This is a genomic window from Cupriavidus ulmosensis (assembly GCF_977008105.1).
In genome coordinates this window covers 2,604,345-2,625,999 of record NZ_CDRMWP010000001.1, presented here as the reverse complement: position 1 = coordinate 2,625,999, position 21,655 = coordinate 2,604,345, and the positions used below count along the sequence as shown (strand labels likewise).

Below are 21,655 nucleotides of genomic sequence, written 5' to 3'. Positions count from 1 at the left end.
CGAATTTCCAGGAGATAGGCATGGCCCACAGCGTTGCAGATGTGATGAAGCTGGTGAAGGAAAACGACGTCAAGTTCGTCGATTTCCGCTTCACCGATACCAAAGGCAAGGAGCAACACGTGTCGGTGCCCGTGTCGCACTTTGACGAAGACAAGTTCGAAAGCGGCCACGCTTTCGACGGCTCGTCGATCGCCGGCTGGAAGGGTATCGAGGCTTCGGACATGCTGCTGATGCCGGATCCGGTTACCGCCAACATCGATCCGTTCTACGAAGAGCCGACGCTGGTGCTGACCTGCGACGTGATCGAGCCGTCGGACGGCAAGGGCTACGACCGCGACCCGCGTTCGATCGCCAAGCGCGCCGAGGCCTACCTGAAGAGCACCGGCCTGGGCGACGCCGCCTACTTCGGTCCGGAACCCGAATTCTTCATCTTCGACGGCGTGACGTGGAACGTCGACATGCAGGGTTGCTCGGTCAAGATCAACTCGGAAGAAGCACCGTGGTCGTCGGGCAAGGAATTCGAGCACGGCAACAGCGGCCACCGTCCGGGCAAGAAGGGCGGCTACTTCCCGGTCGCCCCGATCGACACCTTCCAGGACATCCGTTCGGAAATGTGCCTGATCCTCGAATCGCTCGGCATCCCCGTGGAAGTCCACCACCACGAAGTGGCCGGCCAGGGCCAGAACGAGATCGGCACCAGGTTCAGCACGCTGGTGCAGCGCGCCGACTGGACCCAGCTGCAGAAGTACGTGATCCAGAACGTCGCCCACACCTACGGCAAGACCGCCACCTTCATGCCGAAGCCGGTCGTCGGCGACAACGGCTCGGGCATGCACGTGCACCAGTCCGTGTGGAAGGACGGCCAGAACCTGTTCGCGGGCAACGGCTACGCCGGCCTGTCGGAATTCGCGCTGTACTACATCGGCGGCATCATCAAGCACGCACGCGCGCTGAACGCCATCACCAACCCGGGCACGAACTCGTACAAGCGCCTGGTGCCGGGCTTCGAAGCCCCGGTGAAGCTGGCCTACTCGGCCCGCAACCGCTCGGCCTCGATCCGCATTCCGTATGTCGCGAACCCGAAGGGCCGCCGCATCGAAACGCGCTTCCCCGATCCCCTGTGCAACCCGTACCTGGGCTTCTCGGCGCTGCTGATGGCCGGCCTGGACGGCGTGCAGAACAAGATCCACCCGGGCGAAGCCGCCGACAAGAACCTGTACGACCTGCCGCCGGAAGAGGATGCAAAGATCCCGACCGTCTGCTCGAGCCTCGACCAGGCCCTGGAATACCTCGACAACGACCGCGAGTTCCTGACGCGCGGCGGCGTGTTCTCCAACTCCATGATCGATGCCTACATCGAGCTGAAGATGGAGGAAGTCACCCGCTTCCGCATGACCACGCACCCGGTCGAGTTCGAGATGTACTACTCGCTGTAAGGCGGGACGTTGCCAGGTTGTGACCGGGCAACAGTTGCACCAGGAAGGGGCGGCCTCGGCTGTCCCTTTTTGTTTTGATGCCTGCATTGATGGCTAGAATGAGGCTCCTTTCCCACCTCCCTTGCTGAAATCAATGGACGCGCTCGATTCCCTGCTTTCCTCGCTCCGGTCCGTGCCCCGCTTCGGTGCCCGCTGGCACGCATCGGCGGCGTTGTGCGCCATGTTGGCGCTGGCGCTGCTCGGCTGGAGCCGGCCGGCGCCGGCGCAGTCGGGCGACATCTACCTGTGCACCGGCGCCAACGGCGTGCCGGAGTACCGCAACGGCAGCGGCGGCAAGAACTGCAAGCGGCTCAGCCTGCCCGAGGTCACTACCGTGCCGGGCACGCGCGTGTCCGGCGGCGGCGCCAGGGGCGGCGCGCCGGCCGCCGCGCCGGCGGCGTTCCCGCGCGTGGACAGCGCCACGCAGAAGAGCCGCGACGGCGAGCGCCGCGCCGTGCTCGAGCAGGAGCTGCAGAGCGAGGAAGCCAAGCTGGCCGCGCTGCGCGCCGAGTACAACGACGGCCAGCCGGAGCGCCAGGGCAACGAGCGCAACTACCAGAAGTATCTCGACCGCACCGCCACGCTGCGCGACGACATCGCGCGCGGCGAGGCCAACGCCGCATCGCTGCGGCGCGAACTCTCCAACCTGAAGGACTAGTCTCATGCGTCGCCTGATCCGCAGCGTCTCCCGCAAAGTGGCCTCGGCCGGAGCCGGCAACCCGCCCGAGGGCGAAGCCGTGGTGCTGCCCCTGGGCGACGTGTCCTACCACCAGGGCCTCGACGTCATCGCCAACCCGGTGCTGCTGGTGCGCCAGCCGGGCATGCGCGTGGTCTACGCCAATCCGGCCGCCGAGGCCAGCTTCGCGCTGTCGCGCAAGGCGATGCTGGAGCTGTCGCTGGGCGACCTGTTCGGCGCCTCGGAGGAGCTCGACAGCATGATCGACACGGTGCTGTCGCGCCAGTTCGACGCGCGCCGGCAGGACGTGGTGCTGCACCCGCCGCTGCAGGAGCCGATGCACGTGCACGTGGTGATCGGCGCGCTCGAAGCCAATCCCGACACCGTGCTGGTGGAGATGCTGCCCAACGAGCAGAAGGTGCGCAGCGACCGCGAGGAGCGCATCCTCGACCTGACCTCGGCCAACAAGGAGCTGATCCGCAATCTCGCCCACGAGATCAAGAACCCGCTCGGCGGCATCCGCGGCGCGGCGCAGTTGCTGGAGTTCGAGCTGCCGGACCGCTCGCTGCGCGAGTACACCCAGGTCATCATCAAGGAGTCGGACCGCCTGCAGACGCTGGTGGACCGGCTGCTGGAGCCGCACCGCCACCCGCACATCGTGTCCGACCTCAACATCCACGAGGTGCTGGAGCGCGTGCGCTCGGTGGTGCTGGCCGAATTCCCCACGGGGCTGGACATCGTGCGCGACTACGACGCCAGCCTGCCCGACCTGCGCGGCGACATGGAGCAGTTGATCCAGGCCGTGCTCAACATCGTCCACAACGCCGCGCAGGCGCTCGCCGAGCGCATCGCGCGCGGCGACGCGCAGATCGTGCTGCGCACGCGGGTGGCCCGCCAGGTGACGATTGCCAAGCGTTTGTTCAAGCTGGCATTGGACTTGCATGTCATCGACAACGGTCCGGGCATCCCCGAGGATATTCGCGAACGCATCTTCTATCCGCTGGTGTCGGGTAGGGACGGCGGCAGCGGCCTCGGTCTCACACTCGCTCAAACCTTCGTGCAGCAGCACGAGGGCTTGATCGAATGCGAGAGCCGGCCTGGCTGTACCGACTTCCGTATCCTGCTGCCCCTGCATTGACCCGGCGCCGGCAAGCGGCCTTGCCACAACGATTGCTGCCGACCGGCCCCGCCGGCGGCGCGCACGCAGGATCGGAAGACCAAATGACACCGAGCAGACAAGCGACGCACATGAAGCCGATCTGGATAGTCGACGACGATCAATCAATCCGCTGGGTTCTTGAGAAAGCCCTTGCCCGTGAAAGCCTGCTCTCGCGCAGCTTTACCAACGTGCGCGATGTCCTCGCCGCGCTGGAAGACGACGAGCCGCAAGTCCTGATCTCCGATATCCGCATGCCCGGCGGTTCCGGCCTGGATCTGCTGCAGGCGCTCAAGGCGCGCCATCCGGGGCTGCCCGTCATCGTGATGACGGCCTACTCCGACCTCGACAGCGCGGTGGCGGCGTTCCAGGGCGGCGCCTTCGAATACCTGGCCAAGCCGTTCGACGTGGACAAGGCGGTCGAGCTGATCCGCCGCGCGCTGCAGGAAAGCCTGCGCGAGGAGGAGATGGAAGACCGCCTGGTCGACGCGCCCGAGATTCTCGGCCAGGCGCCGGCCATGCAGGACGTGTTCCGCGCCATCGGCCGCCTGTCGCAGTCCAACGTGACCGTGCTGATCACCGGCGAGTCCGGCACCGGCAAGGAACTGGTGGCGCAGGCGCTGCACAAGCACAGCCCGCGCGCCAACGGCCCGTTCATCGCGCTGAACACCGCGGCCATCCCCAAGGACCTGCTCGAATCCGAGCTGTTCGGCCACGAGCGCGGCGCCTTCACCGGCGCGCAGACCATGCGCCGCGGCCGCTTCGAGCAGGCCGAGGGCGGCACGCTGTTCCTCGACGAAATCGGCGACATGCCGTTCGACCTGCAGACGCGCCTGCTGCGCGTGCTGTCCGACGGCAATTTCTACCGCGTGGGCGGCCACAACCCGCTGCGCGCCAACGTGCGCGTGATCGCCGCCACCCACCAGAACCTGGAGACGCGCGTCAAGGAAGGGCTGTTCCGCGAGGACTTGTTCCACCGCCTCAACGTGATCCGCCTGCGCCTGCCGCCGCTGCGCGAGCGGCCCGAGGACATCACGCTGCTGGCACGCCATTTCCTGCAGAAGAGCGCCAAGGAACTGGGCGTGGAGCCCAAGCGCATGTCGGACGAGGCGCTGGCCTACGTCAGCACGCTGCCGTTCCCCGGCAACGTGCGCCAGCTCGAGAACCTGTGCAACTGGCTGACCGTGATGGCGCCGGCCCAGACCATCGAGGTCAAGGACCTGCCGCGCGAGATGATCGGCGGCGGCTCGGGCAGCAACGGCACCGGCACGGCGAGCGGCATCGCGCGGGCGCCGGAGGCGCGCGACGACACCGACGGCCACGACGCGGTGGACTACGGCGCCGCGCCGAGCGTCATCACCACCGAGCCGGATGGCGCGCTGTCCTTTGCCGGCCGCGTCGCGTCGGCCGGCGCGATGGCGGGCTGGGAAAACCTGCTGGCCGGCGAGGCGCGCGCGATGCTCGAATCGGGCCAGCCGGAGGTGATGGACGCGCTCACGCGCCGCTTCGAGAAGGCGGTGCTGGAGGCGGCGCTGGGCGTGACGCGCGGGCGCCGGGTCGAGGCGGCCACGCGCCTGGGCATCGGGCGCAATACGATCACGCGCAAGCTGCAGGAGCTGGGCTTCGACTGAGCCGCGCGCCGGCTGCGCGCCGGGCCGCGGGAAAAGAGGCGGGCGGGCCGGGCGCCGATCCGACAGGATCGGCCTCCGGCCCGCCCGTTTTGCTTGTCTTGCTTGTTTTGTTTTGCTTGTTTCGCCTGGCTTGTCTCGTTTGCCGCGCTGGCGCGTCAGCCGTGCGCGGCCAGCAGCAGCTCCGCCATCTCGGCGAAGCCTTCCCCGCCGGCGGCGGCGGTCACGTAGGCGGGCAGGGCGGGCAGCTGCGGCAGGATGTCGCGGATATTGGCCACGCCGACCGACAGCGGGAAGTGCGCGAACATGGTGGCGTCGTTGGCCGAGTCGCCGATGAACAGCCACTGGTCGCGCTCGGCGTCGAGGTCCGCGCCCAGCAGCTCGGCCGCGCACAGCCGGCTCATGCTGAGCTTGTCGTGCGCGCCGAACCAGCCGTTGACGTGGATCGAGCTGACCGTGGCCGTCATGCCGGCCGCGCGCATCAGCGCCACGATCCGCGCCACTTCCGAGGCGGGCAGCGGCGCGACGTCCTCGGCATGGTCGATGGCGAGGTCGGCGGCGTGCCAGGCCTGGTCGGAGGCCAGCGCGCAGCCCGGCACCGCCTGCACGATATGCTGGCCGAGCGCGTGGATGCGCGCGAGGTTGGCGGCGCGCGTGGCGGCGTCGTCCAGGTAGCGCGTCGCCAGCTTGCCGGCGCGCAGGTGGGAGTAGAACGCGCCGTTCTCGCCGATGATGGCGTCCACCGGCCACAGGCGCGTGAGGATCTCGGCCCAGGCGATGCAGCGGCCCGTGACCGGGATCACGTGCAGGCCGGCCTGCCGGAGGCGGTCCAGTGTCAGGTAAGTCGCCGCCGGCAGCCTGCCGTCGGTGGTGAGGGTGCCGTCGATGTCGGTCAGCACGCCGCGAACCCGGCGCAGCGCCGGGGCGGAGAGGGTCTGGATGGCTTGCATGGTGCCGGATTCTACCCTGTCAAGGCATTGGCAAATCGTTGTCATATTATTGTCATTTAGTGGAATTGCCCGGTTCTCCAATCGCGGCCGGCGGGGTAACATCCGGCTGTCATAAAAACTGCATACAGTCGGACGATTTTTGTCCCACGTCGCGATAGAACAACAGGAGAGTTTCCCATGACCATCAAACGTACCGCGCTGACCCTCGCCACCTTCGCCATGCTGGCCGTGGCGGGCTCCGCCCATGCTGCCGTGGAGATCCAGTGGTGGCATTCGATGGAAGGTGCGCTCAACGACAAGGTGAACGCGATCGCCACCGAGTTCAACAACAGCCAGTCCGACTACAAGGTCGTGCCGGTCTACAAGGGCCAGTACGACGAGTCGCTGGCGGCGGGCATCGCGGCCTACCGCTCGGGCAACGCGCCGGCGATCCTGCAGGTGTTCGAGGTGGGCACGGCCACCATGATGAGCGCCAAGGGCGCCATCAAGCCGGTGGCGGCGGTCATGAAGGACGCCGGCGAGAAGTTCGACCCCAAGATCTACATCCCCGCGGTGGCCGGCTACTACACGTCGAACAAGGGCGAGATGCTGTCGTTCCCGTTCAACAGCTCGACCACGATCATGTTCTATAACAAGGACGCCTTCAAGAAGGCCGGGCTGGATCCGAACAAGCCGCCCCTGACGTGGCAGGAAGTGGCGACCGACTCCGCCAAGCTCAAGGCCGCCGGCGTCTCCTGCGGCTACACCACCGACTGGCAGTCGTGGGTGCACCTGGAGAGCTTCTCGGCCTGGCACAACACGCTGTTCGCCACCGAGAACAACGGCTTCGGCGGCCCCGGCGCGCGCCTGACGTTCAACTCGCCGCTGCACGTCAAGCACATCGCCAACCTGCTCGACATGCAGCAGAAGGGCTACTTCGTCTACGGCGGCCGCAAGGACGAGCCCAAGGCCAAGTTCATCGCCGGCCAGTGCGCGATGCTGACCGCCTCCTCGGCGGCGCTGGCCAACATCCGCAAGAACGCCAAGTTCGACTTCGCCGCGGCGCAGCTGCCCTACGAGCAGGGCGTGCCCGGCGCGCCGCAGAACACCATCATCGGCGGCGCGTCGCTGTGGGTGATGGGCGGCAAGAAGCCCGCGGAATACAAGGGCGTGGCCAAGTTCTTCACGTTCCTGTCGCGTCCCGAGGTGCAGGCCGACTGGCACCAGTCGACCGGCTACCTGCCCGTGACCACGGCGGCCTACGAGCTGACCAAGAAGTCCGGCTTCTACGACAAGAACCCGGGCGCCGACGTCGCGGTCAAGCAGATGATCGTCAAGACCACCGACAAGTCGCGCGGCATCCGCCTGGGCAACTTCCCGCAGATCCGCACCGTGATCGACGAAGAGCTCGAAGCCGTGTGGACCGGCAAGAAGCAGCCCAAGGAGGCGCTGGACTCGGCCGTGGCGCGCGGCAACGAACTGCTCGAGCGCTTCCAGAAGACGGCCCGCGAGTGAGCGCCTGAGGTATCGGGTGGATGGACGGCGGAGGCATTGCCTCCGTCTTTGGTTTGGGCGGCCCGCCAGGGCCGCGGTGTTCCCGACGGATGACTCCCCGCCCGTGGCGGCGGTCTGGATTCTGGATACGTGATGGAAAAACGGGTCGTATTCCAATCTTCATGGTTGCCCTATCTGCTGGTGCTGCCGCAGATGGCGATCACGCTGGTGTTCTTCTTCTGGCCCGCGGGGCAGGCCCTGTACCAGTCGGTGCTGCGGCAGGATGCGTTCGGCATCGACCTGCAGTTCGTCGGCCTGGAGAACTTCAGGGACCTGTTCGGCGACGCGCAGTACCTGAATTCCTTCCGCGTGACGGCGGTGTTCGCCGTCGGCGTGACGCTGGTCGGGCTGTCGGTGTCGCTGCTGCTCGCGTATTTCGCCGACCGCGTGGTGCGCGGCGCGAGCGGCTACAAGCTGCTGCTGATCTGGCCGTATGCGGTGGCGCCGGCGGTGGCGGGGGTGCTGTGGATGTTCCTGTTCAATCCGACGCTGGGCGTGGTGTCCTATGCCCTGCACGCGTTCGGCGTGAACTGGGACTTCCTGCTCAACAGCAACCAGGCCATGCTGCTGGTGGTGCTGATCGCGGCGTGGAAGCAGATCAGCTACAACTTCCTGTTCTTCCTGGCGGGGCTGCAGAGCATCCCCAAGCCGCTGATCGAGGCCGCCGCCATCGACGGCGCGGGCCCGTGGCGGCGCTTCTGGTCGATCGTGTTCCCGCTGCTGTCGCCGACCACGTTCTTCCTGATGGTCATCAACGTGGTCTACGCGTTCTTCGACACCTTCGCCATCATCGACGCGGTGACGCACGGCGGCCCCGTGAACGCCACCAACACGCTGGTGTACAAGGTCTACCAGGACGGCTTCCGCGGGCTCGACATCGGCGGCTCGGCCGCGCAGTCCGTCGTGCTGATGGGGATCGTGATGGTCCTCACGGTGGTGCAGTTCCACTACGTGGAACGCAAGGTGCAGTACTGAGGGATTGCTGACATGGTAGAACGACGCCCTTTTCTCGATTTTCTTTCGCATCTCGTGCTGGTGCTCGGCGTGCTGGTGGTGGCCTTTCCGGTCTACGTGACCTTCGTCGCCTCGACGCTGACCGCCGACGAGGTGCTGCAGGCGCCCATGACGCTGCTGCCGGGCAGCCACCTGCTGGAGAACTACCGCACGGTGCTGGCCGACGGCGTGGGCAATGCCGCCTCGCCGGTCTCGACGATGATGCTCAACAGCCTGATCATGGCGCTGGGCATCGCGCTGGGCAAGATCGCGATCTCCATTATCTCGGCCTTCGCGGTGGTGTACTTCCGCTTCCCGCTGCGCAAGCTGTTCTTCTGGATGATCTTCATGACGCTGATGCTGCCGGTGGAGGTGCGCATCCTGCCGACCTACAAGGTGGTGTCGGACCTCGGCATGCTCGACAGCTACTTCGGCCTGACCATCCCGATCATCGCCTCGGCCACCGCGACCTTCCTGTTCCGCCAGTTCTTCCTGACCATCCCGGACGAGCTGGCCGAGGCCGCGCGCATCGACGGCGCCGGGCCGCTGCGCTTCTTCCGGGACGTGGTGCTGCCGCTGTCCCGGACCAGCATCGCGGCGCTGTTCGTGATCCAGTTCATCTACGGCTGGAACCAGTACCTGTGGCCGCTGCTGATCACCACGCAGAAGTCGATGACGCCGGTGGTGGTGGGCGTGACGCAGATGATCTCGCGCTCGGGCGACGCCGCCACCGACTGGAACCTGGTGATGGCCACCGTGATGCTGGCCATGATCCCGCCGGCGCTGGTGGTGATGCTGATGCAGAAGTGGTTCGTCAAGGGCCTGGTCGAGACCGAGAAATAAGCGGGCGGGCAGGGCGGGGCGCGGGAACGCGCCAGCCATGCCCGATAGCGGACGAGCGGCGCGCAACCGGCGCGCCGCCGCGAACAAGCAGCGCACACGCAGCAGGAAAGAATCGCAATGGCAAAACTGTCGCTTCGCAACGTACAGAAAACCTACGCCGGCAACGTCAAGGTCGTGCACGGCATCGACATGGAGATCGCCGACGGCGAGTTCATCGTCATCGTCGGCCCCTCGGGCTGTGGCAAGTCCACCCTGCTGCGCATGGTGGCCGGGCTCGAGGCCATCAGCGGCGGCGAGGTCCACATCGGCGACAAGGTCGTCAACAAGCTCGAGCCGGCCGAGCGGGACATCGCGATGGTGTTCCAGAACTACGCGCTCTATCCGCACATGAGCGTCTACGACAACATGGCCTACGGGCTCAAGATCCGCGGCATGGCCAAGGCCGAGATCGAGCAGCGCGTGCGCCATGCCGCCGGCATCCTGGAGCTGGCGCCGCTGCTCGAGCGCAAGCCGCGCCAGTTGTCGGGCGGCCAGCGCCAGCGCGTGGCGATGGGCCGCGCCATCGTGCGCGAGCCGGCGGTGTTCCTGTTCGACGAGCCGCTCTCCAACCTCGACGCCAAGCTGCGCGTGCAGATGCGGCTGGAGCTCAAGGAGCTGCACCGCCGCCTGCGCACCACCAGCATGTACGTGACGCACGACCAGGTCGAGGCCATGACGCTGGCCGACCGCATGATGGTGCTCAACGGCGGCCGCGTGGAGCAGATCGGCACGCCGCTGGAAGTCTACGCGCGCCCGGCTAGCACCTTCGTGGCGGGCTTCATCGGCTCGCCGCCGATGAACCTGGTGCCGGTGGCGCGCCTCAACGGCGGCGGCGAGGCGCAGATGCGCGTGGAGCCGAAGGAGGGCGCCCCGGCGCAGCCCGAGGCCACGCTCGGCCACCTGCCGATGGGCCTGCACCTGCCGCAGCGCGCGCTGCTGGGCCTGCGCCCGGAGCACATCGAGCCGTGCGCGGCGGCCGAGGCCATCGCCGAGATCGACGTGCGCCTGGTCGAGGCGCTCGGCGCGGACTCGTTCGCCTACGGCACGCTCGGCGGCCAGCCGGTGGTGGTGCGGCTGGACAGCAGCATGCAGGTGCGCGGCGGCGACCGCCTGCCGGTCACGGCCTCGGCCGATCACCTGCATTTCTTCGATACCGAGACCGGCAAGCGCATCGACGCCTGAAGGAGCCCGCGCCATGACCCAGACCACGCCTGCGCCCGCAGCCCTCGCCGCCTGGCCCTATCCGCGCCACGTCGCCCACCGCGGCGCCGGCAAGCTGGCGCCCGAGAACACGCTGGCGGCATTCCGCCACGGCGCCGGGTTCGGCTACCGCATGTTCGAGTTCGACGTGAAGCTGTCCGGCGACGGCCGCGCCGTGCTGCTGCACGACGCCATGCTCGAGCGCACCACCAGTGGCCACGGCCGCATCGACGCGCTCACGCTGGGCGAGCTGGCCACGCTCGACGCCGGCAGCTGGCACAGCCCGGTGTACGCCGGCGAGCCGATTCCCACGCTGGCCGCCATCGCGCGCTATACGCGCGCCAACGGCCTGCACGCCAACATCGAGATCAAGCCGGTGCCCGGCGCGGAATGGCGCACCGGCGCGGCGGTGGCGCTGGACGCGCTGGCGCTGTGGGCCGGCAGCGAGGTGCCGCCGCTGCTGTCGTCGTTCTCCGAGACCGCGCTGGAGGCCGCCCGCGAAGCCGCGCCGGCGCTGCCGCGCGCGCTGCTGCTGGACAAGCTGCCGCCCGACTGGCTGGCGCGGCTGCGCCGGCTGGACTGCGTGGCGCTCGATGCGAACCATCGCGAGCTCACCGCGGAAGTGATTGAGACGGCGCACGCGGCCGGATTCCGCGTGGCCTGCTACACGGTCAACGATCCGGCGCGCGCGGCCGAGCTGCTGGGCTGGGGGCTCGATTCGCTGATCACCGACGCGGTCGACCGGATCGCGCCCGACCCGGCCTGATGCGACTTGATGCGACTTGATGCGACTTGATGTGGCGCGATGCACCCTGGCGCCCGCCGCGGCGGGGGGCCGGCGCATCGCGCGCGCGGCCCCGCGAAGCGCGCCAATGCGCCCGCGCCGGCCCCGGCGCGGGCGTTGTTGCAAATGCGTTCCGCAATACGAAAAGACCCCGGCGGCTTCCGGCAAACGTGCTATTCTTATGCGCAGTGAAGACTTAGGTCCTTCCCCGCACAACTTGCCCTTGCAGGGCAATCGCAGCGCTGAAAGAACCGGCACCCATCGCGGTGCCGTTTGCATAAGGTGTTCCGGTTGACCTGAAGAGTTGTTTGCAATCCGCTAACCGGTCAAGCCGTGTCGCGGAAGGTTGATGAACCCGCTTTACTCCGGCATTCCCGGAGAATAGTGAGCGCCCCATGATGCAGCAGTATCAAAGCAATTCGTACCTCTTCGGCGGCAACGCGCCCTATGTGGAAGAGCTGTACGAGGCCTACCTCCAGAATCCCACCTCGGTCCCCGACAACTGGCGCGCGTATTTCGACGCGATGCAGAACGTGCCTGCCGTCGACGGCTCCAGCGCGCGCGACATTCCGCATGCGCCGATCGTCGCCTCGTTCGCCGAGCGCGCCAAGGCCGGTCCCATCAGGACCATCGTCGCGTCCGCCGATTCGGACATGGGGCGCAAGCGCGTCGCTGCCACGCAGCTGATCGCCGCCTACCGCAACATCGGTTCGCACTGGGCCGACCTCGACCCGCTCAAGCGCCAGGAGCGTCCGCCCCTGCCGGATCTCGACCCCGCTTTCTACGGCTTCTCCGAAAGCGACCTCGACATCGTCTTCAACGCCAGCAATACCTATTTCGGCAAGGAATCGATGAGCCTGCGCGAGCTGCTCAACAACCTGCGCGAAACGTACTGCAGCAGCATCGGCGCCGAGTTCATGTACATCAGCGACCAGGCGCAGAAGCGCTGGTGGCAGGAGCGCCTGGAAACGACGCGCTCCAAGCCGGTGTTCACGCTCGAGAAGAAGAAGCACGTGCTTGACCGCCTGACCGCGGCCGAGGGCCTGGAGCGCTTCCTCCACACCAAGTTCGTCGGCCAGAAGCGCTTCTCGCTCGAAGGCGGCGAATCGTTCATCGCCGCGATGGACGAGCTGATCCAGCGCGCCGGCAGCAAGGGCGTGCAGGAAATCGTCATCGGCATGGCCCACCGCGGCCGCCTGAACGTGCTGGTCAACACGCTGGGCAAGATGCCGGCGGACCTGTTCGCCGAGTTCGAAGGCAAGCACGTCGACGACCTGCCGGCCGGCGACGTGAAGTACCACAAGGGCTTCTCCAGCGACGTCTCCACCGAAGGCGGCCCGGTCCACCTGTCGCTGGCGTTCAACCCGTCGCACCTGGAAATCGTCAACCCGGTCGTGGAAGGTTCGGTCAAGGCCCGCCAGGAACGCCGCGGCGAGCCCGCCGGCCATGCCGAAGTGCTGCCGGTGCAGGTGCACGGCGACGCGGCCTTCGCCGGCCAGGGCGTGGTGATGGAAACGCTGAACCTGGCGCAGACCCGCGGCTACGGCACGGGCGGCACGATGCACATCGTGATCAACAACCAGATCGGCTTCACCACCTCCGACCCGCGCGACGCGCGTTCGACGCTGTACTGCACGGACGTGGTCAAGATGATCGAAGCGCCGGTGCTGCACGTCAACGGCGACGATCCCGAAGCCGTGGTGTTCGCCATGCAGCTCGCCGTGGACTTCCGCATGGAGTTCAAGCGCGACGTCGTGGTCGACATCATCTGCTTCCGCAAGCTGGGCCACAACGAGCAGGACACCCCGGCCGTCACCCAGCCGCTGATGTACAAGAAGATCAGCCAGCATCCGGGCACGCGCAAGCTGTACGCCGACAAGCTGGCCGCGCAAAACCTGGTCGGCGCCGACTTCGGCGACGAGCTGGTCAAGGAATACCGCGCCGCGATGGACGCGGGCAAGCACACGGTCGATCCGGTCCTGTCGAACTTCAAGAACAAGTTCGCGGTGGACTGGATGCCGTTCCTGAACCGCAAGTGGACCGACGCCGCCGACACCGCCGTGCCGGTGACCGAGCTCAAGCGCCTGGCCGAACGCATCACCACCATCCCCGAGCACTTCAAGCTGCACACGCTGGTCGAGAAGGTCGTCAAGGACCGCGCCAACATGGGCCGCGGCGACCAGTCGCTGGACTGGGGCATGGGCGAGCATCTGGCTTTCGCCTCGCTGGTGGCCTCGGGCTATCCGGTGCGCATCACCGGCCAGGATGCCGGCCGCGGCACCTTCACCCACCGCCACGCCGTGCTGCATGACCAGAACCGCGAGCGCTGGGATGCTGGCAGCTACGTGCCGCTGCAGAACGTGTCGGAAAACCAGGCACCGTTCACGGTGATCGACTCGGTGCTGTCCGAAGAAGCCGTGCTCGGCTTCGAATACGGCTTCTCGACCGCCGAGCCGAACGCGCTGGTGATCTGGGAAGCCCAGTTCGGCGACTTCGTCAACGGCGCCCAGGTCGTGATCGACCAGTTCATCTCGTCCGGCGAAGTGAAGTGGGGCCGCGCCTCGGGCCTGACGCTGATGCTGCCGCACGGCTACGAAGGCCAGGGTCCGGAACACAGCTCGGCGCGCATCGAGCGCTTCCTGCAGCTGTGCGCGGACCACAACATGCAGGTCTGCCAGCCGACCACCCCGGCCCAGATCTTCCACCTGCTGCGCCGCCAGATGATCCGTCTGTTCCGCAAGCCGCTGGTGATCATGACGCCGAAGTCGCTGCTGCGCAACAAGGATGCGGTTTCGCCGCTGTCCGACCTGGCCAAGGGTCACTTCGAGACGGTCATCCCCGACCACGAAGAACTCAACGCCAGCAAGGTCAAGCGCATCGTCATGTGCTCGGGCAAGGTCTACTACGACCTGGTCAACGCGCGCAAGGAACGCGGCGCCAGCGACACGGCCATCATCCGCCTGGAACAGCTCTATCCGTTCCCGCACAAGGCCGTGGCCGCCGAGCTGAAGAAGTACCCCAACGCCAACGAGATCGTGTGGTGCCAGGACGAACCGCAGAACCAGGGCGCCTGGTTCTTCGTGCAGCACTACATCATGGAAAACATGACCGATGGCCAGAAGCTCGGCTACGCCGGCCGTCCGGCCTCGGCCTCGCCGGCAGTGGGCTACTACGCCAAGCACAACGAGCAACAGAAGGCACTGCTCGAAGCCGCTTTCGTCAAGCTCAAGGGCTTTGTCCTGACCAAATGATCGTGGCCTGAATGGCGGTGCGCGCATCGGGCGCGCGCCGCCTTGTTTTTGCCGCACGCGTGAAGCACATACGAATACCAAAGGAAATAAAAAACCATGGCTATTGTTGACGTCAAGGTCCCCCAACTTTCTGAATCGGTTGCGGAAGCAACCATGCTGAACTGGAAGAAGAAGCCGGGCGAAGCCGTTGCCCAGGACGAAATCCTGATCGAAATCGAGACCGACAAGGTCGTGCTCGAAGTGCCGGCCCCGTCGGCCGGCGTGCTGTCGCAGATCATCCGCAACGACGGCGACACCGTGGTCGCCGACGAAGTGATCGCCAAGATCGACACCGAAGCCACCGCCGGCGCCGCCGCGCCCGCCGCCGCCGCTCCCGCCCCGGCCGCCGCCCCGGCACCCGCCGCCGCGCCGGCCGCCGCGCCCGCCGCTGCCGGCGCCGTGGCCATGCCCTCGGCCGCCAAGCTGATGGCCGAAGGCGGCCTGTCGGCCAGCCAGGTCGCCGGCACCGGCCGCGATGGCCGCATCACCAAGGGCGACGTGCTGGGCGCCGCCGCCGCGCCGGCCGCCAAGGCCGCCCCGGCACCCGCCGCCGCCAAGCCCGCGCTGCAGCAAGTGGCCGCGCCGGTCGACTTCGCCGCCCTCGGCGACCGTCCGGAAGAGCGCGTGCCGATGAGCCGCCTGCGCGCGCGCATCGCCGAGCGCCTGCTGCAGTCGCAAGCCACCAACGCCATCCTCACCACCTTCAATGAAGTGAACATGAAGCCGGTGATGGACCTGCGCAACAAGTACAAGGACCGCTTCGAGAAGGAGCACGGCGTCAAGCTGGGCTTCATGTCGTTCTTCGTCAAGGCCGCGGTCCACGCGCTGAAGAAGTTCCCGCTGATCAACGCCTCGATCGACGGCAACGACATCGTCTACCACGGCTACTTCGACATCGGCATCGCGGTCGGTTCGCCGCGCGGCCTGGTGGTGCCGATCCTGCGCAACGCCGACCAGCTCAGCCTGGCCGACATCGAGAAGAAGATCGCCGAATTCGGCCAGAAGGCCAAGGACGGCAAGCTGTCGATCGAGGAAATGACCGGCGGCACGTTCTCGATCTCCAACGGCGGCGTGTTCGGCTCGATGCTGTCGACCCCGATCATCAACCCGCCGCAGTCGGCCATCCTGGGCGTGCACGCCACCAAGGACCGCCCGGTGGTGGAAGACGGCCAGATCGTGATCCGCCCGATGAACTACCTGGCGATGTCCTACGACCACCGCATCATCGACGGCCGCGAAGCCGTGCTGGGCCTGGTCGCGATGAAGGACGCGCTGGAAGATCCGGCACGCCTGCTGCTGGACCTGTAAGCCTTTGCTGCAACCGCAGTGACCGAAGCCGTGCCCGCCGCGCCCGCCATCCGCGTGGCGCGGGCGGGCAGGGCGGACCGAAGAGTTGATGGCGGCCCGGCGGGCGACGTTGCCCCGCCAGGGCCGCAAAAGGAAATCCATGAGCAAACAATTCGACGTACTGGTGATCGGCGCCGGCCCCGGCGGCTACATCGCCGCCATCCGCGCCGGCCAGCTCGGCCTGAACGTGGCCTGCTGCGAAGGCAATGCCTATGACGATCCCAAGGACGAAGTGCGCCTGGGCGGCACCTGCCTGAACGTGGGCTGCATCCCCTCCAAGGCGCTGCTGGCCTCCTCGGAAGAATTCGAGAACGTGCAGCACCACCTGGGCGACCACGGCATCACCGTGGGCGACGTCAAGGTCGACATCGCCAAGATGCTCAAGCGCAAGGACGACGTGGTCGGCAAGATGACCAAGGGCATCGAGTTCCTGTTCCGCAAGAACAAGGTCACGCTGCTCAAGGGCTACGGCAAGTTCACCGGCAAGACCGCCGAGGGCTTCCAGGTCGAGATCGCCGGCAAGGCCGGCACCGAGGTCGTGACCGCCAAGCAGGTCATCGTCGCCACCGGTTCCAAGGCGCGCCACCTGCCGGGCATCACCGTCGACAACAAGCTGGTCAGCGACAACGAAGGCGCGCTCAAGTTCGACAGCGTGCCGAAGAAGCTGGGCGTGATCGGCGCCGGCGTGATCGGCCTCGAGCTGGGCTCGGTGTGGCGCCGCCTGGGCGCGGACGTGACCGTGCTCGAAGCGCTGCCGTCGTTCCTGGGCGCCGCCGACGAAGGCGTGGCCAAGGAAGCGCAGAAGCTGCTGACCAAGCAGGGCCTGAAGTTCAGCCTCGGCGTGAAGGTCGACGCGGTCAAGACCGGCGCCGACGGCGTCACGGTCAGCTACACCGACAAGGACGGCGCCGCCCAGACCCTGGAAGTGGACCGCCTGATCGTGTCGGTTGGCCGCGTGCCCAACACCGACAATCTGGGCCTGGACGCCATCGGCCTGGCCACCGACCAGCGCGGCTTCATCGAGGTGGACGACCACTGCGCCACCAAGGTGCCGGGCCTGTGGGCCATCGGCGACGTGGTGCGCGGCCCGATGCTCGCGCACAAGGCGGAAGACGAAGGCGTGGCCGTGGCCGAGCGCATCGTCGGCCAGAAGCCGCACATCGACTACAACTGCATTCCGTGGGTGATCTACACCTTCCCGGAAATCGCCTGGGTGGGCAAGACCGAGCAGCAGCTCAAGGCCGAGGGCCGCGAGTACAAGTCCGGCCAGTTCCCGTTCCTGGCCAACGGCCGCGCGCTGGGCATGGGCCATCCGGAAGGCTTCGTCAAGATGCTGGCCGACGCCAAGACCGACGAGATCCTGGGCGTGCACGTGGTTGCCGCGAACGCCTCGGACCTGATCGCCGAAGCCGTGGTGGCGATGGAGTTCAAGGCCGCCAGCGAGGACATCGGCCGCACCTGCCATCCGCATCCGTCGATGTCGGAAGTCATGCGCGAAGCCGCCCTCGCCGTGGACAAGCGCCAGCTCAATATGTAAGGTGCATGCCTGCATATCGGCCAGTGTGTTGTTGAGTACCGGCGCGCCGCTCCAGCGGCGCGCCGTTTTCGCTTTCGGGGCGGCAGGGCGCGCAGGCGCCGTCGCCGCGGGTCCCGCTCCCTGATCCTCCGGTCTCCCGATCCCCGTTCCATTTCCAGCCCGGCCCGTCGCCATCCGTGCCGGCACCAGCGCAAGCAGTCAGCATGAACGTCCGTGAGTACTACGAGCAGGAACTGAAGCAACGCGGCTACACCTCGGACGAGGCGCAGTTGCGCGCCGTCGCGCGGCTGCAGCAGTGCTACGACGAGTGGGTCGCGTACAAGAGCCGCCGCAACAGCACGCTCAAGAAGCTGCTGGTCCACCCGGAAGTGCCCAAGGGCGTGTACCTGTGGGGCGGGGTGGGGCGCGGCAAGTCCTTCCTGATGGACAGCTTCTATACCTGCGTGCCGGTGGTGCGCAAGACACGCCTGCACTTTCACGAGTTCATGCGCGAGGTCCATCGCCAGCTCGAGGAACTGCGCGGCCGCCCGGACCCGCTCGACGAGCTCGCCAGGCGCATCGCGCGGCGCTTCCGCCTGATCTGCTTCGACGAGTTCCACGTCAACGACGTGGCCGACGCCATGATCCTGCACCGCCTGCTCCAGCAGCTGTTCGAGAACGGCGTGCAGTTCGTCATGACCTCCAACTACCGCCCGGACCTGCTCTACCCGGACGGCCTGCACCGCGACCGCGTGCTGCCGGCCATCGCGCTGCTGCAGCACAAGCTCGACGTGCTCAACGTCGACGCCGGCATCGACTACCGCAAGCGCGCGCTCGAGCAGGTGCAGGCCTACCACACGCCGCTGGGGCCCGAAGCCAGCGCCGCGCTGCGCCACGCCTTCACCAGCATCGCCGGCGTGCCCGACGAAGCGCCGATCCTCCACATCGAGCACCGCGAGCTGCGCGCGCTGCGCAAGGCCGGCGGGGCGGTGTGGTTCGACTTCGCCACGCTGTGCGGCGGGCCGCGCTCGCAGAACGACTACCTCGAGCTGGCCACGCAGTTCCACACCGTGGTGCTGTCCGACGTGCCGAAGATGACGCCGCGCATGTCGTCCGAGGCACGCCGCTTCACGTGGCTGATCGACGTCTTCTACGACCACAAGGTCAAGCTGCTGATCTCGGCCGAGGTGCCGGCCGACGAGCTCTACACCGAGGGTCAGATGTCCAACGAATTCCACCGCACCGTGTCGCGCATCATCGAGATGCAGTCGCGCGAATACCTGGAATCGCCGCGCCGCACCGTGGATACCTCGCTGACCTGAGGCGCCGATCTGAGCGCCGATCCGAGGCGCTGGCCACACCGGCGCGCCGCCGCGCGGCGCGCCTGATCCACCCGCTTGATCTGTATCAAGGCGGCTTGCCCGGGGGGCTCATACCATGCCAATGGTAAAAAAAGAGTCCCAATGCCCCCTTCCGCCGCCGCATCCCTGCCCGCTTCCATCGCGACCACGCCGCCGGCCAGCGCCGCCGCGCCGGCCGCTGGCGCGCGGGGCGGCTGCTTCCATTGCGGGCAGGCCTTCGTCGCCGGCGAGCCGGTGCTGCATGCCGTCATCGGCGGCGAGGACCAGGCCTTCTGCTGCGGCGGCTGCCAGGCGCTGGCGCAGACCCTCCATGCCGCCGGCTTCGGCCACCTGTACGGCGACCAGGCGCGCTTCGCGCGCCCCATCGACGATGCCGCCCGGCGCGAGGCCGAGCCGGTCTGGGCCGCCTACGACACCGAGGAATTGCGCACCCAGTTCGTGCGGCCGCTCGACGCCGCGCGCGCCGAGATCACGCTGGCTCCCGAGAACATCCGCTGTGCCGCCTGCGCCTGGCTGATCGAGCAGCACCTGGGGAGCCTGCCCGGCGTGGAATCCGTGATCGCCAACGTGGCCACGCGCCGCGTGGTGGTGCGCTGGCGCGCCGCCGAGCAGCCGGTGTCCGCGCTGCTGGCCGCGCTGGCCGGGATCGGCTATCTCGCGTGGCCGTTCGAGGTGTCGCGCTCGGACCGCCAGGACCGCCACGCGCGCCGCGGCCTGCTGATGCGCATGGCGGTGGCCATGCTCGGCATGATGCAGGTGATGATGTACGCATGGCCGATCTATACCCATGAAGCCACCATCGACCCCGGCCAGCTGCAGCTGATGCGCTGGGCCAGCCTGGTGCTGACCCTGCCGGTGGTGCTGTACTCGGCCTCGCCGATCTTCGCCGGCGCGTGGCGCGGGCTGCGCCGGCGGCACCTCGGCATGGACGTGCCGGTGGCCATCGGCGTCGGCGCGGGCTTCCTCGCCAGCACCGTGGCCACGCTGCGCGGCAGCGGCGAGGTGTATTTCGATTCGGTCACGATGTTCGTGGCCTTCCTGCTGCTGGCGCGCTACCTGGAGCTGCGCGTGCGCCAGGCTTCGCGCAGCGGCGCCGAGATGCTGGCGCGCCAGCTGCCGTCCACCTGCGAGCGCCTGCGGGACGAGGGTGGCACGGGCGAGCGCGTGCCGGTGGCGCGCCTGCGCGCGGGCGACCTGATCCGGGTCAAGGCCGGCGAGGTGGTGCCCGCCGACGCCACCGTGGTGGCCGGCGCCAGCGAGCTCGACGAATCGATGCTGACCGGCGAGAGCCGCCCGGTGGCGCGCGCCGCCGGCGACACGGTGCTGGCCGGCTGCTTCAACACCGCCAGCCCGCTCGAGCTGCGCGTGGTCAAGGTGGGCGCGGCGACGCGGCTGGCCGAGATCGTCGCCGTGCTGGACCGCGCGCTGGCCGAGAAGCCGCGCCTGGCCGCGCTGGCCGACCGCGTGGCGGGCTGGTTCGTGGCCGTGCTGCTGGTGCTGGCCGCGCTGGCCGGCGTGGTCTGGTGGGCGTGGATCGATCCCGCGCGCGCGCTGCTGGTGACGGTGGCGGTGCTGGTGGTGAGCTGCCCGTGCGCGCTCTCGCTGGCCACGCCGGCGGCGCTGGCCGCGGCGGGCGCGGCGCTGTCGCGGCGCGGCGTGCTGCTCACGCGCGGCCATGCGCTCGAAGCACTGGCCGGCGTCACCGACGTCATGCTCGACAAGACCGGCACGCTGACCGAAGGCCGCTTCGCGCTGGTCCAGACCCATGCGTTCGGCGCGGCCGACGTGGCCGCCAGCCTGGGCCTGGCCGCCGCCATCGAGCGCTCCGGCGAGCACCCGCTCGCGCGCGGCATCGTCGAGGCCGCGCAGGCGCGGGGACTGGCCGGCGACGCGCACACGGTCGGCGCGGTGCGCAACGTGCCGGGGCAGGGGCTGGAGGCCGAAGTGGATGGCCGGCGCCTGCGGCTGGGGCGGCGCGAATTCGTGGCCGCGCTGGCGGGCAGCCGCGGCAGCGGCACCGACCACGCGGACGCCATCGCCGCCACGCTGGCCGCCAGCGACCGCCGCGGCGCGACCCTGGTCTGGCTCGGCGACGCCGGCGGCATGCTGGCCGTGTTCGCGCTGGCCGATACCGCGCGCGCGCAGGCGGCCACGCTGCTGGCGCAGTTGCGCCGGCTCGGCGTGACCACGCACCTGGTGTCCGGCGACACGCCGGCGGCGGTGAACTGGTGGGCCGACCATCTCGGCATCGCGCGCCGCGAGGGCGGCGTCACACCCGAGGGCAAGCGCGAATACGTGGCGAGCCTGCAGCGTGCCGGCGCGGTGGTGCTGGCCGTCGGCGACGGCATCAACGACGCGCCGGTGCTGGCGCAGGCGCAGGTCTCCATCGCCATCGGCAGCGGCGCGCCGCTGGCCCAGGCCGGCGCCGACGCGGTGCTCGCCCACGGGCGCATCGCCGAGATCGCGCAGGCGCTGCGCACCGCGCGCCGCACGCGCCGCGTGGTGCGGCAGAACCTCGTCTGGGCCTTCGCCTACAACGTCATCGCCATCCCGCTGGCGGCCACCGGCCACGTCACCGCCTGGATGGCGGGCATCGGCATGTCGGTGTCGTCGCTGCTGGTGGTGGCCAACGCCTGGCGCCTGCTGCGCACGGGCAAGACCGGAACCGGAGACTGACGCATGGACATGCTTTACCTGCTGGTGCCGATGAGCCTGGTGCTGGTGGCGGTGATCGCCGGCGCGCTCTGGTGGGCACTGCACGCCGGCCAGTACGACGATCTCGACCGTCCCGCCGAGGCCATCCTGCTGGACAACGACAAGCCCTGAACCGCGCTCCGGCACGGTCGTGCAGCGGGCGCCGCGGG

At 68.2% G+C, this 21,655-nt stretch carries 16 protein-coding genes; 15 read left to right on the top strand and 1 reads right to left on the bottom strand.

Translation table 11 applies throughout. From position 1 onward, the window contains the following. Nucleotides 1-20: 20 nt before the first annotated feature. The 4 genes from ACWTPI_RS11975 to ntrC all read left to right on the top strand — a co-directional run bounded on the left by ACWTPI_RS11975 (nt 21) and on the right by ntrC (nt 4,938). Nucleotides 21-1,436: a 3-hydroxylaminophenol mutase gene (locus ACWTPI_RS11975; RefSeq protein WP_029044310.1), complete on the top strand. Its 1,416-nt coding sequence runs from the start codon at nt 21-23 to the stop codon at nt 1,434-1,436. 133 nt (nt 1,437-1,569) lie between these two features. Further along, nucleotides 1,570-2,133 (top strand): hypothetical protein, encoded by a 564-nt coding sequence (locus ACWTPI_RS11970; protein ID WP_020206351.1) that lies wholly within the window; start codon nt 1,570-1,572, stop codon nt 2,131-2,133. Nucleotides 2,134-2,137: 4 nt separating this feature from the next. Beyond that, nucleotides 2,138-3,289: a nitrogen regulation protein NR(II) gene (gene glnL / locus ACWTPI_RS11965; RefSeq protein WP_020206350.1), complete on the top strand. Its 1,152-nt coding sequence runs from the start codon at nt 2,138-2,140 to the stop codon at nt 3,287-3,289. Nucleotides 3,290-3,399: 110 nt separating this feature from the next. After that, on the top strand, nt 3,400-4,938 hold the full coding sequence (gene ntrC, locus ACWTPI_RS11960) for a nitrogen regulation protein NR(I) (RefSeq protein WP_029044308.1): 1,539 nt from the start codon (nt 3,400-3,402) through the stop codon (nt 4,936-4,938). A 155-nt stretch (nt 4,939-5,093) separates the two neighbouring features. Here the strand turns inward: ntrC and ACWTPI_RS11955 are convergent, their stop codons facing one another. Then, complete coding sequence (locus tag ACWTPI_RS11955) at nt 5,094-5,885, bottom strand: HAD-IIB family hydrolase (protein WP_454731748.1); 792 nt, start codon at nt 5,883-5,885, stop codon at nt 5,094-5,096. Between the two features lie 177 nt (nt 5,886-6,062). Between ACWTPI_RS11955 and ugpB the strand changes: the two genes are divergently transcribed. From ugpB to ccoS, 11 genes are all read left to right on the top strand, one after another. Next, nucleotides 6,063-7,379: a sn-glycerol-3-phosphate ABC transporter substrate-binding protein UgpB gene (ugpB, locus tag ACWTPI_RS11950; protein ID WP_020206347.1), complete on the top strand. Its 1,317-nt coding sequence runs from the start codon at nt 6,063-6,065 to the stop codon at nt 7,377-7,379. Nucleotides 7,380-7,511: 132 nt separating this feature from the next. After that, nucleotides 7,512-8,393, top strand: coding sequence for a sn-glycerol-3-phosphate ABC transporter permease UgpA (gene ugpA, locus ACWTPI_RS11945; RefSeq protein WP_029044307.1), 882 nt, complete (start codon nt 7,512-7,514; stop codon nt 8,391-8,393). 12 nt (nt 8,394-8,405) lie between these two features. After that, on the top strand, nt 8,406-9,254 hold the full coding sequence (gene ugpE, locus ACWTPI_RS11940) for a sn-glycerol-3-phosphate ABC transporter permease UgpE (protein WP_029044306.1): 849 nt from the start codon (nt 8,406-8,408) through the stop codon (nt 9,252-9,254). A 117-nt stretch (nt 9,255-9,371) separates the two neighbouring features. Then, nucleotides 9,372-10,475: a sn-glycerol-3-phosphate import ATP-binding protein UgpC gene (locus ACWTPI_RS11935; protein WP_020206344.1), complete on the top strand. Its 1,104-nt coding sequence runs from the start codon at nt 9,372-9,374 to the stop codon at nt 10,473-10,475. A 13-nt stretch (nt 10,476-10,488) separates the two neighbouring features. After that, entirely contained in the window at nt 10,489-11,259 is a 771-nt protein-coding gene (gene ugpQ, locus ACWTPI_RS11930; protein ID WP_454731747.1) for a glycerophosphodiester phosphodiesterase, read from the top strand. A 413-nt stretch (nt 11,260-11,672) separates the two neighbouring features. Beyond that, the gene (locus tag ACWTPI_RS11925) at nt 11,673-14,528 is read left to right on the top strand and encodes a 2-oxoglutarate dehydrogenase E1 component (RefSeq protein ID WP_020206342.1); all 2,856 of its coding nucleotides are present in this window, start codon (nt 11,673-11,675) and stop codon (nt 14,526-14,528) included. Nucleotides 14,529-14,624: 96 nt separating this feature from the next. Continuing rightward, nucleotides 14,625-15,875 carry a 2-oxoglutarate dehydrogenase complex dihydrolipoyllysine-residue succinyltransferase gene (odhB, locus tag ACWTPI_RS11920; RefSeq protein WP_059413372.1) on the top strand — a complete coding sequence of 417 codons (1,251 nt, stop codon included), beginning with the start codon at nt 14,625-14,627 and terminating at the stop codon, nt 15,873-15,875. Between the two features lie 139 nt (nt 15,876-16,014). Beyond that, nucleotides 16,015-17,451 carry a dihydrolipoyl dehydrogenase gene (gene lpdA, locus ACWTPI_RS11915; RefSeq protein WP_059413373.1) on the top strand — a complete coding sequence of 479 codons (1,437 nt, stop codon included), beginning with the start codon at nt 16,015-16,017 and terminating at the stop codon, nt 17,449-17,451. Nucleotides 17,452-17,654: 203 nt separating this feature from the next. Continuing rightward, nucleotides 17,655-18,752, top strand: coding sequence for a cell division protein ZapE (zapE, locus tag ACWTPI_RS11910; protein ID WP_059413374.1), 1,098 nt, complete (start codon nt 17,655-17,657; stop codon nt 18,750-18,752). A 141-nt stretch (nt 18,753-18,893) separates the two neighbouring features. Next, nucleotides 18,894-21,467, top strand: coding sequence for a heavy metal translocating P-type ATPase (locus ACWTPI_RS11905; RefSeq protein ID WP_454731746.1), 2,574 nt, complete (start codon nt 18,894-18,896; stop codon nt 21,465-21,467). Nucleotides 21,468-21,470: 3 nt separating this feature from the next. After that, nucleotides 21,471-21,617, top strand: a complete 147-nt coding sequence (ccoS, locus tag ACWTPI_RS11900) for a cbb3-type cytochrome oxidase assembly protein CcoS (protein ID WP_020206636.1) — start codon at nt 21,471-21,473, stop codon at nt 21,615-21,617. The last annotated feature ends 38 nt before the right edge of the window (nt 21,618-21,655 follow it).

Excerpts from the sequence above, each read along its gene's own strand:
- ACWTPI_RS11975 (WP_029044310.1), top strand. The coding sequence starts at position 21 with ATGGCCCACAGCGTTGCAGATGTGATGAAGCTGGTGAAGGAAAACGAC.
- ACWTPI_RS11970 (WP_020206351.1), top strand. The coding sequence starts at position 1,570 with ATGGACGCGCTCGATTCCCTGCTTTCCTCGCTCCGGTCCGTGCCCCGC.
- glnL (WP_020206350.1), top strand. The coding sequence starts at position 2,138 with ATGCGTCGCCTGATCCGCAGCGTCTCCCGCAAAGTGGCCTCGGCCGGA.
- ntrC (WP_029044308.1), top strand. The coding sequence starts at position 3,400 with ATGAAGCCGATCTGGATAGTCGACGACGATCAATCAATCCGCTGGGTT.
- ACWTPI_RS11955 (WP_454731748.1), bottom strand. The coding sequence starts at position 5,885 with ATGCAAGCCATCCAGACCCTCTCCGCCCCGGCGCTGCGCCGGGTTCGC.
- ugpB (WP_020206347.1), top strand. The coding sequence starts at position 6,063 with ATGACCATCAAACGTACCGCGCTGACCCTCGCCACCTTCGCCATGCTG.
- ugpA (WP_029044307.1), top strand. The coding sequence starts at position 7,512 with ATGGAAAAACGGGTCGTATTCCAATCTTCATGGTTGCCCTATCTGCTG.
- ugpE (WP_029044306.1), top strand. The coding sequence starts at position 8,406 with ATGGTAGAACGACGCCCTTTTCTCGATTTTCTTTCGCATCTCGTGCTG.
- ACWTPI_RS11935 (WP_020206344.1), top strand. The coding sequence starts at position 9,372 with ATGGCAAAACTGTCGCTTCGCAACGTACAGAAAACCTACGCCGGCAAC.
- ugpQ (WP_454731747.1), top strand. The coding sequence starts at position 10,489 with ATGACCCAGACCACGCCTGCGCCCGCAGCCCTCGCCGCCTGGCCCTAT.
- ACWTPI_RS11925 (WP_020206342.1), top strand. The coding sequence starts at position 11,673 with ATGATGCAGCAGTATCAAAGCAATTCGTACCTCTTCGGCGGCAACGCG.
- odhB (WP_059413372.1), top strand. The coding sequence starts at position 14,625 with ATGGCTATTGTTGACGTCAAGGTCCCCCAACTTTCTGAATCGGTTGCG.
- lpdA (WP_059413373.1), top strand. The coding sequence starts at position 16,015 with ATGAGCAAACAATTCGACGTACTGGTGATCGGCGCCGGCCCCGGCGGC.
- zapE (WP_059413374.1), top strand. The coding sequence starts at position 17,655 with ATGAACGTCCGTGAGTACTACGAGCAGGAACTGAAGCAACGCGGCTAC.
- ACWTPI_RS11905 (WP_454731746.1), top strand. The coding sequence starts at position 18,894 with ATGCCCCCTTCCGCCGCCGCATCCCTGCCCGCTTCCATCGCGACCACG.
- ccoS (WP_020206636.1), top strand. The coding sequence starts at position 21,471 with ATGGACATGCTTTACCTGCTGGTGCCGATGAGCCTGGTGCTGGTGGCG.